Genomic DNA, 12,265 nt, shown 5'->3' on the forward strand with positions numbered 1-12,265 from the left:
GAAGGCCAGCTGCTTCCTACAGCGGGCGGACGCGATTGGCGGCCAGGCGCTCACGCAGGTAGGGCAATGCGCGACGGGAAATGGGAAGCTCGGTGCTGTTGACCACCACGGCGGCCTTGCCGGTTTGCAGGCGCACGGTCTCGATCTTGTCCATGCACACCAGGTAGGAGCGGTGGATCCGAACGAAGCCGGACTCGCCCCACTGCTGCTCCAGATCGTTGAGCGGAACCCGGATGAGGTAGCTCGAATCCTTGGTGTGCAATCGTGCATAGTCGCCCTGCGCCTGGACATAGGCGATATCCGCGCGGGGAATCAGCTTGGTGATGCCGCCCTGGTCCACCGTGATCATTTCCGGCTTGGCAGGGGTATCTTCCACCAGTTCGCAGATGCGGCGCACGGATTCGGCCAGGCGCTGCGGGCGAATGGGCTTGAGCACGTAGTCGATGGCGGCCAATTCGAAGGCCTGCAGTGCCTGGTCTTCATCGGCGGTGACAAAGACGATGAGCGGGGGATTGGTGAAGCGGGAGATGACGCGGGCGATATCCAGGCCGGACAACGCAGGCATGTGGATATCCAGGAACAGCGCGTCGACCGCATTTTCCTCCAGCGCCTTCAGCGCCGCGGCACCCGAGGTGGCGCGGTGAATTTTCCCGATGCGGGAATCCTGGCTGAGCAGAAAAGCGATCTCTTCTACCGCTGGAAGTTCATCATCGGCAACCACCACGTTAATCATGCGAAAATTCTACCGTTTATCGGGATTATCTAAACATCCGACGCAATGGCACTGGGTGGACGGAACTTCGGGACGCGCAAGGTGATCAGTGTTCCTGCCCCCGGCGCGGTCTCGATGACCAGTCCATTTGAATTGCCGTAGAGCTGGCGCATGCGCAGGTCCACGTTGCGCAGGCCCACATGCATATTCGGGGTATCGCCGGCCAGCACGCTGGCCAGCTGCTCGGGATCCATGCCCATGCCATCATCCTCCACGCTGATCAGCGCGTGCATTCCGTCCTCGGTGGCGGTAATGGAGATGACTCCGCCATCTGGACGCGCTTCCAGGCCATGGCGCACGGCGTTCTCAACCAGCGGCTGCAGGGCCAGGAACGGAATTTGGGTGGGCAGCACCTCGGGGGCGATCTGCAGGGAGACCTTGATGCGCTCGCCGAAGCGGGCCTTTTCCAGCAGCAGGTAGCGGTCGATGGCTTCCAGCTCTTCGGCCAGGGTGGTGAATTCTCCGCGGCGGCGGAAGGAGTAGCGGGTGAAGTCCGCGAATTCGATGACCAGCTCGCGGGCGCGGGCAGGATCGGTGTTGATGAACGAGGCGATCGCATTCAGCGAGTTGTAGATGAAGTGCGGGGAGATCTGGGCGCGCAAGGCCCGCATCTGCGCTTCGAGCAGCATGGCCTTGGACTCATCCAGCTGCGCGGTGGAGACCTGCGCCGAAACGAAGACCGCCACCTCGGAGACGGCCCGCACAAAGCTGGCGCCGGCCCTGCGCGACAGCGCTGTCACGGTCCCGACACTCAGATCTCCCACGGTGATGGGTGCTGAAACGAAGTCCATGCCGGAAGAGCGCTCCACCTGGGTCTTGCCGGTCGCCAACGCGCTTTTGGAAACACTGGCTGCTGTCTCTTCATGCTCCGCAGTGAAATCGGCACCGGCATCGGTGGCCAGCACGTGGGTGGTGTCGGAGATCAGCAGCACCTGGCAGTTCAGCAGCCGGCGCAGCGCCTTGGCGCTTTTCGCCGCTCCGTCCTCGGTCAGGCCGCGTTCCAAATGGGGGACCGCAACCGACATGTGGTGCAGCGTCTTGTAGGTGGCTTCTTCGACGTCGGTGCCCATTTCCCGGGTGGAGCGGGAGATCTTGAAACCGAAGTAGCCGACCAGGGCGATTCCGACCAGCACGATGGCGACGATCAGGGTGACTTGCAGCGCTGGAGACATGTACCCCATCTTAGGGCCCCGCGAAAACCGTTGACCGTTCAGCGCGCCAAGGTGCGCCGTTGGGCGCAGAAAGCAGTCCGTTGAGCCATGAACGGCACAGGCCCCCTAGTCGCCAAAGGATTAATCCCCAATAGTGAACTTAGTCACACAAGCGATGTGCGCTCAGTCACATCACCAACTCGCTCAAGGAGGGCATCATGAGTGCCAACCCGGAACACGACGTCTCTGCCGGCGTTGATTTCGTCAAGGAGAGCCAATCCGAGGAATTCCAGGAACTGCGCAAGACCCACCGCAGCTTCGTCTTCCCGATGGCCATCTTCTTCCTCGTCTGGTATTTCGCCTATGTGCTGCTGGCCGACTACTTCCATGACTTCATGTCCATTAAGGTCCTCGGCAATATCAACATGGGTATTGTTCTCGGGTTGCTGCAGTTCGTGTCGACATTCGCGATCACCGCTGCCTACGTCAGCTTCTCGAACAAGAAGCTCGACCCGAAGGCAACCAAGATCCGTGAACGCCTTGAGCGCGAGGGAGTGAACTAGATGAACCAGCTCAGCATCCTGGCCCAGGCCGCAGGCGAGTCGACCCAGGTCGGCAACCCCTTGGTCAATATCGCCATCTTCCTGGCCTTCGTGGGCGTCACCTTGGTGATCGTGCTCCGTGCCTCCAAGAACAACAAGACCGCAGCCGACTACTACGCCGGCGGCCGCTCCTTCAGCGGAACGCAGAACGGCACCGCCATTGCCGGCGACTACCTCTCGGCGGCATCCTTCCTGGGCATTGTCGGCGCTATCGCCATCCAGGGCTACGACGGCTTCCTCTACTCCATCGGCTTCCTGGTTGCCTGGCTGGTTGCCTTGCTGCTGGTCGCAGAGCTGCTGCGCAACACCGGCAAGTTCACCATGGCCGATGTGCTTTCCTTCCGCCTCAAGCAGCGCCCGGTGCGCATCGCCGCGGCGGTTTCCACGCTCGCAGTGTGCGTTTTCTACCTGCTCGCGCAGATGGCTGGCGCCGGCGCGCTGGTTTCCCTGCTGCTGGGCATCGACGAGAAGTTCGGCCAGTCGCTGGTGATCGTCATCGTTGGCGCACTGATGATCCTCTACGTGCTGGTTGGCGGAATGAAGGGCACCACCTGGGTGCAGATCATCAAGGCCTGCCTGCTGATTGCCGGCGCGCTGATCATGACCGTGTGGACGCTGGCACTGTTCGGCTTCAACTTCTCCGAACTGCTGGGCAAGGCTGCTGAAGTGGCTGGCAACCCGGAGATCCTGAACCCGGGCATGAAGTACGGCGTTTCGGAAACCTCCAAGCTGGACTTCATCTCGCTGGCACTGGCCCTGGTGCTGGGTACCGCAGGCCTGCCACACGTGCTGATGCGCTTCTACACCGTTCCTACCGCCAAGGAAGCCCGCAAGTCAGTGGTCTGGGCCATCTGGCTGATCGGCGCCTTCTATCTGTTCACCCTGGTGCTGGGCTTCGGCGCTGGCGCACTGATCGGCCCGGAGCGGATCCAGGCGGCTCCCGGTGGCGTGAACTCTGCGGCACCGCTGTTGGCCTACGAACTGGGCGGCACCGTCCTGCTGGGCCTGATCTCCGCAGTGGCCTTCGCAACCATCCTCGCGGTGGTGGCCGGCCTGACCATCACCGCAGCGGCTTCCTTCGCCCACGATGTGTACGCCTCGGTCATCGCCAAGGGCAAGACCACCCCGGAGAAGGAAATGAAGGTGGCTCGCCGTACGGTTCTGGTCATCGGCGTCTTCTCCATCGCTGGCGGCATCGGCGCCCAGGGCCAGAACGTGGCCTTCCTGGTGGCACTGGCCTTCGCGGTGGCGGCCTCCGCAAACCTGCCAACCATCCTGTACTCCCTGTTCTGGAAGGGCTTCAAGACCCGCGGCGCGGTCTGGTCCATGTATGGCGGCCTCGGCTCGGCCTTGCTCTTGATCATCATCTCGCCGGTATTCTCCGGTTCGGAAACCTCGATGATCCCGAGCATCGACATGGCGATCTTCCCGCTGGCCAACCCGGGCATCGTCTCGATTCCATTGGCCTTCTTCCTGGGCTGGCTGGGCTCTGTCACCGATAAGGGTGTCGAGGACATCAACAAGCAGGCGGAAATGGAAGTCCGTTCGCTGACCGGTGTCGGTGCTGAAAAGGCGGTCGACCACTAATCGCAAGAAACAGGTAAGCAGAATAGCAAAGTTCCGGGAACCAGCCAGCAGGCTGGTTCCCGGAACTTTTTTGCTGCCCAGCGCGCTAGGCGTTGGGTGACAGTGAGTGCTGGAGCAGGGCGGTGGTGCGGTAGGGGACGAGCTCGGCCATGGACAGCGCCGAATCCGCGCGATTCACCCCGTCGATATGCAGCAGCTGCCCGTGCACCCGGAACAGCTCCTCGGCATCCTTGGCAGCTACCCGCACCAGGATGTCGGCAGAGCCGGTGAGCCCGTGCGCCTCAAGCACCTCGGGGATGGCTTCAAGCTTGGCGGCAATGTCGCCCAGGCAGCGCTGGTCGACGTGCAGCTCGACAAAGGACAGCAGCCCGTAGCCCAGCACTTCGGGCGGGATGCGGCGGTCGATGGAATCAAGCACCTCGTTTTCCAGGCGGGTCATCCGGGTCTGCACGGTATTGCGCCCGAGGTTCAAGGCCGTGGCGATAGCTGAGCCGGTGCGCTTGGCCGCGCTGGAAAGCGCCAGCAGGATGCGCCGGTCGGTAGTGTCCAGAAGTTGCATAATGAGCACGTTAGCACTGGGAAGGTCAATGAAACAGTGCGTTTTGCTCTAATTTTAAAAACACCATTGTGCATCCTGCCTTGCGTGAGTAGCATCACATTAAGCGGTGTTTGAGAATCAAAACCCGCAACCGACTACGTGAGAGTAAGGATGCCGATCGTGTCCACACAGCACATTGACGTAGCCGCCGGATGCCTACCCACGCATCAGCTGCTGAACGTCGACGGGAAACGAATCCCGGACGAAGAACTTGACCACTATCTCAAGGACCTCAAGGAAGCGGACCTTGCAGATTTCCTGCGCGACATGGTTGTCCTGCGCCGCATGGACAATGAAGCCACCGCCCTGCAGCGCCAGGGCCAGCTGGGCCTGTGGGCCCCGCTGCTCGGCCAGGAGGCCGCGCAAATCGGCTCGGTGCGGGCCACCAATGACGACGACTTCATTTTCCCCTCCTACCGCGAGCATGGAGTCGCCTGGGCCAGGGGAGTGAAGGCAGAGGACCTGCTCAGCGTGTGGCGCGGAGCGCAGGCCAGCGGCTGGGATCCGAATGAAGTCAATATCGCCTGCCAGCAGATTGTCATCGGTTCGCAGGCCCTGCATGCCGCCGGGTACGGAATGGGCATCAAATTCGATGGCGGCAAGCAAGTCGCCGTAGCCTACTTCGGCGATGGCGCCACCAGCCAGGGCGACGTGAACGAAGCCATGGTCTTCGCCGCCAGCTACCAGGCACCGGTGCTGTTCTTCTGCCAGAACAACCAGTGGGCCATCTCCGAACCGGTGGCCCTGCAAAGCCGCACCCAGATTGCCGACCGCGCCCACGGCTTCGGGCTGAAGACCTGGCGGGTGGATGGCAACGACATCCTGGCCGTCTACGCCGCCACCAAGGCCGCCCTGAACCATGCCCGCCATGGCCTGGGCCCGGCCTTCATCGAAGCGGTCACCTACCGCATGGGCTCGCACACCACCGCCGATGATCCAACCCGCTACCGCAAGAGCGAGCAGCTCGAAGAATGGAAGGCCAAGGATCCCATCGACCGCCTGGTGAAGTACCTGCATGAGATGGGTGCCGATGTGCAGTCCTACGAGCAGCGTGCGCAGAACGCCGCCGATGATCTCGCCGCGAAGCTTCGCGCCGCGATTACCAGCATGGAAGATCCCAAGGCCGAAGAGCTGTTCACCAATGTGTACGCAGAGAAGCATGAGCCAACCGAACGCGCAGCCAAGACCTACCTTGACTACTTGGCAGAATTTGAAGGTGGGGAGTAGCCGTGGCAACCACCATGCTCAAGGCGCTGAACAAGTCGCTGCACGATGCGCTGGACCAGGACGAGAAGGTCATCCTGCTTGGCGAAGACATCGGAACCCTCGGCGGAGTCTTCCGGGTCACCGATGGCCTGAAATCCAAATTCGGCGAGCACCGCGTCGTCGATACCCCGCTGGCGGAATCCGGGATTGTCGGCAGCGCCATCGGCCTGGCCTATCGAGGCTATCGCCCGGTGGTGGAGATCCAGTTCGACGGCTTCACCTACCCGGCCTTCGACCAGCTGGTGTCCCAGCTGGCCAAGCTGCACTACCGTTCGCGGGGACGGGTGAAGATGCCGGTCACCGTCCGCGTTCCCTATGGCGGAGGAATCGGTTCGCCGGAACACCACTCCGAATCGCCCGAGGCCTACTTCGCCCACACCGCCGGCCTGCGGGTCTTCGCGCCATCGAGCGTCGAAGACGCCTATTCCATGCTGCGCCAGGCCATCGCTTGCGATGATCCGGTGATCTTCTTCGAGCCGAAGCGCCGCTACCACGAGAAAACCACCGCGGAACTTCTCGCCCCGGCACCGGATGCATCGCCCAAGGCGAAGATCGTCCGCCCCGGCGAGGACGTCACCGTGGTCGGCTACGGCCCCACCACCTACACCCTGGTCGACGCGGCCAAGGCCGCGGAAGATGAAGGCACCAGCCTGGAAGTCATCGACCTGCGCACGCTGGATCCGCTGGACATCGACACCGTGGCCGAGTCCGTCAAGCGCACCGGCAAGCTGGTGGTGGTCCACGAGGCCAGCCGGACCAGCGGCATTGGCGCGGAGATCTGCGCCGAAATCACCGAGCGCTGCTTCGACTACCTGGAGCACGCCCCCTTGCGCGTCACCGGATTCGACATCCCGTATCCGCCATCGCGGCTCGAAAGCCACCACCTGCCCGACTTGGATCGAGTGATGCACGCGGTCGATACCGTGATGCGCCACCACGAGGCAACCGAAGGAGCTGCCAAGTGATGACCGCCCACACCTTCAAACTCCCGGACCTCGGCGAAGGGCTCACCGAATCCGAGGTGCTGAATTGGAAGATCAAGGTTGGCGAGCATGTTGCGCTCAACCAGATCATCGCCGAGGTCGAAACCGCCAAGGCCGTCGTTGAACTTCCCTCGCCCTTCGCCGGGTTCGTCCAGGCGCTGCACGCCACCGAAGGCGAAACCGTTCAGGTCGGCGGTCCGCTGGTCACCTTCGACCAGGAGCCCGGCGGTTCCGGCGAGCAACCGGCAGCGGCTGATTCGCCGCAACAGGAGCAAAGCAAGGCTGGTGAACGCACCCCCACCCTGGTTGGCTACGGTGCGCCGGCAGATACCGGAAACCGTCCGAAGCGCAAAGCCCGCGGCTCGCGCCGCCCGGAATCGATGCCGTCGCCTGCACCAGTTGCTTCGGCACCTATTGCATCCGACGCAGTTTCCGAGCCGAGCAGCCATGAACGCCAACTGCATGCGGTAACCAGATGCACCCCGCCAGTACGCAAGCTGGCACGCGATCACGGGGTCGATATTTCGGCGCTCGCCGGCAGCGGGGTAGACGGGCTGGTGCTGCGCCGGGATGTCCAGCAGGCCATCGACTCTGCCGGTGCCAGCACGCCAGCGGTCAAGGACAGCGAATCCATGTCTCCGCCAGACGCGGATCGCCACGTGAAGATCACCGCGGTCCGCAGGGCCACGGCCAAGGCCATGGTGCAGTCGGCGTTTACCGCACCGCATGCCACCGAGTTCCTCACGGTAGATGTCACCGAATCCATGGAGCTGCTGGAGCGCATGCGGTCGCATCGACTGCTCAAGGACCTGAAGCTCAACATCACAACGCTGGCAGCGCTCGTGGTGACGAGACTATTGAAGACTTATCCCGCGCTGAACTCGACGTGGGATGAAAAAGCTGACGAAATCATTGAATTCGGGTCAGTGAATCTGGGTATGGCCGTGGCAAGTGACCGCGGTCTGCTGGTTCCGGTGCTGAAAAATGCCCAAGCTAAGACGCTGCCAGTATTGGCTGCCGAACTCAGCGGGATTATTCTCCAGGGCCGCGAAGGAACATTGTCACCAGCCCAATTGACCGGTGGCACCTTCTCCATCACCAACGTGGGGGTTTTCGGCGTGGATGCTGGCACCCCGATTCTTCCTCCGGGGCAGGCAGGAATTCTGGCACTAGGCCAAGTGAAGCGCAGGCCTTGGGAATACCAAGACCAAGTTGCACTTCGCCATACCATGACACTGGCGCTGTCCTTCGATCACAGGGTGGTCGATGGCAAAGAAGCAAGCGAGTTCCTCGCAGGTGTCGGCTCGGTACTGGAGGACCCAGGAATGATGAATATTTTTATTTGAGCCAAAGTAAACCATGACCCGGCTTAAGTAATTTCAGCCGGGTGAATAAACCGATTTCAAGCATTACTTTCATGACTATTCATTGGTTGTTTCGCAATGTTTGATGTAATCTCATTCACTACGTGCTATAGCTCACGCTTGCCTGCACGGCTCTGCGAAATGCAGAAGCAGCAACGATCTGTTGAGGAGAAATAGGATGCGATACTCGCACGCATCTAAGGCTGTCGTTTTATCTGCAGCCTTGGCGCTGACCCTGTCCGCTTGCGGTGGCGGTTCGACTGAAACTGCCAGTGGCGAAGGTGACGGCTCGTATGTCGTAACCGCAAACACCACCGAACCGCAGAATGGCCTTCTGCCGGCCAACACCAACGAAGTTGGCGGCGGTCGCGTTATGGACCTGATCTTCACCGGTCTGGTCAGCTACGACGCCAAGGGCGCTCCGGTCAATGAACTCGCCGAGTCCATCGAAACCGAAGACTCCCAGAACTACACCATCAAGCTGAAGGCCGGACAGACCTTCTCCGATGGTTCCCCAGTAACTGCTGCTTCGTTTGTGGATGCCTGGAACTTCGGTGCCGCAGCCAAGAACGCGCAGTTGAACTCGTACTTCTTCGAATCCATCAAGGGCTTCGATGAGGTCAACAAGGAAGGCTCCAAGAAGGAAGAGATGGAAGGCCTGAAGGTCGTGGATGACACCACCTTCACCGTCGAGCTGTCCCAGCCTGAGTCCGACTTCCCGCTGCGCCTGGGCTACACCGCATTCATGCCGTTGCCTGAAGCAGCATTCGAAGATCCAAAGGCCTTCGGCGAAAAGCCAGTCGGCAACGGCCCATACAAGCTGACCGAATGGAACCACGACGTCAACCTGAAGCTGGAAGTCAACGAGAGCTACGAAGGTCCTCGCAAGGCTGCCAACGGCGGCATCGACTTCAAGGTCTACCAGTCCACCGACTCGGCCTACAACGACCTGCTCTCCAACAACTTGGACGTGCTGGACCAGATCCCGCCAAGTTCGCTGGCTTCTTACGAGTCTGACTTGGGCGACCGCTCGGTCAACTCGCCATACGCCGGCAATGCAACCATCACCATCCCCGGCTATCTGGATCACTTCAAGCAGGGCGAAGAGGGCAACCTCCGTCGTGCAGCGATCTCCCGCGCTATTGACCGCCAGCTGATCATCGACAAGGTGTACAACGGTGGCAAGGTCAAGGCTGATGACTTCACCGCACCAGTGCTCGAAGGCTACAGCGCTGACATTCCAGGTAGCGAAGTTCTGGACTTCGACGCAGCTGAAGCCAAGAAGCTGTGGGAACAGGCTGATGAAATCAGCAAGTGGGAATCCGGTGACGAATTCTCCATCGGCTACAACGTCGATGGCGCCGGCAACAAGGAATACGTCGAAGCTGTCGTCAACCAGCTGAAGAGCAACTTGGGCATCAATGCAGTCGCTCAGCCATTCTCGTCATTCAAGGAATTGCGCGAGAAGGTCACCAGCTACAAGATGACCGGTGCATTCCGTACCGGTTGGCAGGCCGACTACCCATCGCTGTACAACTTCCTCGGTCCGCTATTCGGCACCGGGGCAGGCTCGAACGACGGCAAGTACTCCAGCAAGGAATTCGACGACAAGCTGTCCGAGGGCCTGTCTGCCACGGATCCTGCCGAGGGCGCAAAGATCTTCAACGAAGCACAGGAGATCTTGTTCAAGGACCTGCCGGCCATCCCGCTGTGGTACCAGGCAGTCCAGGGTGGTTGGAGCGAGAACGTGGACAACGTCGAGTTCGGGTGGAACGGTGTTCCGTTGTACCAGCAAATCACTGGCAAGTAAGTTTCCTTCAGCTTCCGGCCTAGTCAGACCGAATAGTAGCTGAAAACGCGCTAAGGGAGACCCGAGAAAAACAGGGTCTCCCTTTGGCGTGTTTGTCCTGCCTCGCAAAAATAAACGTCGAAATATTATCGACGGAAAGAGGATGAAAATGGCCCTGTGCCCTCACGTGTCTCGAGGTGAGATGCAAGCATGTTAAGTTTTACCCTGAAGCGAATCGTGCAGCTGTTCCCGGTGTTCATCGGAGCTACGCTGCTGGTGTACTTCCTGGTTTTCGCAACACCGGGTAACCCCATCGCCGCACTTTCAGGTGGCAAGCCAATGAGCCCTGCTACCGAAGCGGCATTGACCGCACAATACAACTTGGACAAGCCTTTCTGGGTTCAGTATGGCCTGTATCTGAAGAACCTGGTGACCTTGGATCTGGGAACTTCGTTCTCCGGCCAGGAAGTTCGAGACTTGCTGGCTCGGGCATTCCCGGTCACGGCACGCCTGGCAATTCTCGCATTGTTGATCGAAGCGGTATTCGGCATCATCCTCGGTGTCATCGCGGGCATGCGCAAGGGCAAGCTGTTCGACTCGACCGTCTTGGTCGCATCGCTGCTGGTCATTGCAGTTCCAACTTTCGTGCTGGGCTTCCTGCTGCAGTACGTGGTTGGCGTGAAACTCGAATGGGCCAAGCCTACGGTTTCAGGCGCGGCCACTTGGGGAGAGCTATTTCTTCCGGCGCTGGTTCTCGGATTGGTGTCACTGGCCTACGTATTGCGCCTGACGCGAACCTCTGTCATTGAGAACAAGACCGCTGACTATGTGCGCACCGCGACCGCCAAGGGCCTGAGCCGCAACCGTGTGGTTACCGTGCACATCTTGCGCAACTCGCTGATTCCCGTGGTGACCTACCTGGGTGCCGACTTGGGTGCGCTGATGGGCGGCGCGATTGTCACCGAAGGCATCTTCAACGTCCCGGGCGTTGGCCATTTGCTCTACCAAGCAATCCAGAAGGGCGAAACCCCGACGGTGGTTGCAGTCGTAGGCGTTCTGGTGATCGTCTTCGTACTCGCCAACCTGATCGTGGATATGCTGTACGCACTGCTTGACCCAAGGATCCGTTATGCCTGAGAACCAGAACTTTAATCCCGAAGACGGCCTGCCCATCCGCAGCAACCGCGCCGGCAAGGTTTCCAAGTACAAGATCGAGCACTACGTAGCTCCGCTGGAAGAGACCCCGCTACAGGCGGTGGACTCGGTCAAGGAAACCGGCAAGCCATTGTCAATGTGGGCCGAGGCATGGCGTTCGCTGCGCAAGCAGCCGCTATTTATCATCTCCACTATTCTGATCATCGCCGTCGTGGTTGTAGCTGCTTTCCCGCAGCTCTTCACGTCGATTGATCCGGCTGGCAACCAGGCTTGCCTCTTGGAGAATTCCAATGAGCCAGGGCGCCCTGGTCACTTCATGGGCTTCAACCTGCAGGGCTGCGACATCTATGCCCGTACCATTTACGGTACGCGTGCCTCGTTGCTGGTAGGCGTTTTCACTACTATCATCGTGGTCTTGCTCGGTGGCGCTATCGGCGCGCTGGCCGGCTACTACGGTGGCTGGATCGACACGATCCTGGCTCGCCTGGGCGACATCTTCTTCGCCCTGCCACTGATCCTGGGCGCCATCATCGTGATGCAGCTTCCGGCATTCCGCGAGAACCGAAGCGTTTGGACGGTTATCGTCACGCTTTCGATCTTCGGCTGGCCTCAGCTGGCGCGCATTACCCGCGGTGCGGTGATCGAGGCCCGCAATGCGGACTTCGTGAAGGCCTCGCGCGCACTGGGCCTGTCCAAGTTCCGTGCGTTGCTCAAGCACGTGATTCCGAATTCCCTGGCACCGATCATCGTTGTTGCGACGGTGAACCTGGGCGTGTACATCGTGGCCGAAGCCACGCTGTCCTTCCTGGGCGTCGGGCTCCCACCTGATGTCATGAGCTGGGGCAATGATATTTCCTCGGCACAAACCCAGCTGCGCAACAACCCGACCATGCTGATGTGGCCCGCGCTGTTCCTTTCGGTGACGGTTTTGAGCTTCATCATGCTCGGCGATGCAGTGCGTGATGCACTGGATCCGAAGGCCCGGAAGGGAGCCTAAG

11 protein-coding genes are annotated in these 12,265 nt (G+C 60.5%); 8 read left to right on the plus strand and 3 right to left on the minus strand.

The window, feature by feature from the left end; all coding sequences use genetic code 11:
• Positions 1–16: 16 nt before the first annotated feature.
• A complete protein-coding gene (locus EKH49_RS04020; protein WP_128469804.1) occupies positions 17–733 on the minus strand; it encodes a LytR/AlgR family response regulator transcription factor in 717 nt (238 codons plus the stop codon).
• Positions 734–762: 29 nt separating this feature from the next.
• Positions 763–1,944 carry a sensor histidine kinase gene (locus tag EKH49_RS04025; RefSeq protein ID WP_038990116.1) on the minus strand — a complete coding sequence of 394 codons (1,182 nt, stop codon included), beginning with the start codon at positions 1,942–1,944 and terminating at the stop codon, positions 763–765.
• Positions 1,945–2,141: 197 nt separating this feature from the next.
• On the opposite strand from EKH49_RS04025, the gene EKH49_RS04030 reads away from it, so the two are divergent.
• Together EKH49_RS04030 and EKH49_RS04035 are read left to right on the plus strand one after the other, a co-directional pair.
• The gene (locus tag EKH49_RS04030) at positions 2,142–2,486 is read left to right on the plus strand and encodes a DUF485 domain-containing protein (RefSeq protein ID WP_038989711.1); all 345 of its coding nucleotides are present in this window, start codon (positions 2,142–2,144) and stop codon (positions 2,484–2,486) included.
• Positions 2,487–4,112, plus strand: a complete 1,626-nt coding sequence (locus EKH49_RS04035) for a solute symporter family protein (RefSeq protein WP_128469805.1) — start codon at positions 2,487–2,489, stop codon at positions 4,110–4,112.
• A gap of 85 nt (positions 4,113–4,197) precedes the next feature.
• On the opposite strand, the gene EKH49_RS04040 is transcribed toward EKH49_RS04035, so the two are convergent.
• The gene (locus EKH49_RS04040) at positions 4,198–4,671 is read right to left on the minus strand and encodes an Lrp/AsnC family transcriptional regulator (RefSeq protein WP_128469806.1); all 474 of its coding nucleotides are present in this window, start codon (positions 4,669–4,671) and stop codon (positions 4,198–4,200) included.
• Positions 4,672–4,821: 150 nt separating this feature from the next.
• Between EKH49_RS04040 and pdhA the strand changes: the two genes are divergently transcribed.
• From pdhA to EKH49_RS04070, 6 genes are all read left to right on the plus strand, one after another.
• Positions 4,822–5,937 (plus strand): pyruvate dehydrogenase (acetyl-transferring) E1 component subunit alpha, encoded by a 1,116-nt coding sequence (gene pdhA / locus EKH49_RS04045; RefSeq protein WP_128469807.1) that lies wholly within the window; start codon positions 4,822–4,824, stop codon positions 5,935–5,937.
• Between the two features lie 14 nt (positions 5,938–5,951).
• Entirely contained in the window at positions 5,952–6,941 is a 990-nt protein-coding gene (locus EKH49_RS04050) for an alpha-ketoacid dehydrogenase subunit beta (RefSeq protein ID WP_128469911.1), read from the plus strand.
• Complete coding sequence (locus EKH49_RS04055; protein ID WP_128469808.1) at positions 6,941–8,305, plus strand: dihydrolipoamide acetyltransferase family protein; 1,365 nt, start codon at positions 6,941–6,943, stop codon at positions 8,303–8,305. Before EKH49_RS04050 ends, EKH49_RS04055 begins: the two co-directional genes overlap by 1 nt.
• 196 nt (positions 8,306–8,501) lie before the next feature.
• On the plus strand, positions 8,502–10,133 hold the full coding sequence (locus tag EKH49_RS04060; protein WP_128469809.1) for a peptide ABC transporter substrate-binding protein: 1,632 nt from the start codon (positions 8,502–8,504) through the stop codon (positions 10,131–10,133).
• Positions 10,134–10,322: 189 nt separating this feature from the next.
• Positions 10,323–11,249, plus strand: coding sequence for an ABC transporter permease (locus tag EKH49_RS04065; protein ID WP_128469810.1), 927 nt, complete (start codon positions 10,323–10,325; stop codon positions 11,247–11,249).
• A complete protein-coding gene (locus tag EKH49_RS04070) occupies positions 11,242–12,264 on the plus strand; it encodes an ABC transporter permease (protein WP_236641026.1) in 1,023 nt (340 codons plus the stop codon). The genes EKH49_RS04065 and EKH49_RS04070 overlap by 8 nt, the downstream gene beginning before the upstream one ends.
• Position 12,265 lies beyond the last annotated feature (1 nt).

The organism is Glutamicibacter sp. HZAU (assembly GCF_004100365.1).
In the GTDB taxonomy this organism is placed as follows: domain Bacteria; phylum Actinomycetota; class Actinomycetes; order Actinomycetales; family Micrococcaceae; genus Glutamicibacter; species Glutamicibacter nicotianae.

Bases quoted from the DNA above. Each gene is read 5' to 3' on its own strand.
- EKH49_RS04070 (WP_236641026.1), top strand. From the start codon at position 11,242: ATGCCTGAGAACCAGAACTTTAATCCCGAAGACGGCCTGCCCATCCGC.
- EKH49_RS04050 (WP_128469911.1), top strand. From the start codon at position 5,952: ATGCTCAAGGCGCTGAACAAGTCGCTGCACGATGCGCTGGACCAGGAC.
- EKH49_RS04030 (WP_038989711.1), top strand. From the start codon at position 2,142: ATGAGTGCCAACCCGGAACACGACGTCTCTGCCGGCGTTGATTTCGTC.
- EKH49_RS04040 (WP_128469806.1), bottom strand. From the start codon at position 4,671: ATGCAACTTCTGGACACTACCGACCGGCGCATCCTGCTGGCGCTTTCC.
- EKH49_RS04060 (WP_128469809.1), top strand. From the start codon at position 8,502: ATGCGATACTCGCACGCATCTAAGGCTGTCGTTTTATCTGCAGCCTTG.
- EKH49_RS04065 (WP_128469810.1), top strand. From the start codon at position 10,323: ATGTTAAGTTTTACCCTGAAGCGAATCGTGCAGCTGTTCCCGGTGTTC.
- EKH49_RS04020 (WP_128469804.1), bottom strand. From the start codon at position 733: ATGATTAACGTGGTGGTTGCCGATGATGAACTTCCAGCGGTAGAAGAG.
- pdhA (WP_128469807.1), top strand. From the start codon at position 4,822: ATGCCGATCGTGTCCACACAGCACATTGACGTAGCCGCCGGATGCCTA.
- EKH49_RS04055 (WP_128469808.1), top strand. From the start codon at position 6,941: ATGACCGCCCACACCTTCAAACTCCCGGACCTCGGCGAAGGGCTCACC.
- EKH49_RS04035 (WP_128469805.1), top strand. From the start codon at position 2,487: ATGAACCAGCTCAGCATCCTGGCCCAGGCCGCAGGCGAGTCGACCCAG.
- EKH49_RS04025 (WP_038990116.1), bottom strand. From the start codon at position 1,944: ATGTCTCCAGCGCTGCAAGTCACCCTGATCGTCGCCATCGTGCTGGTC.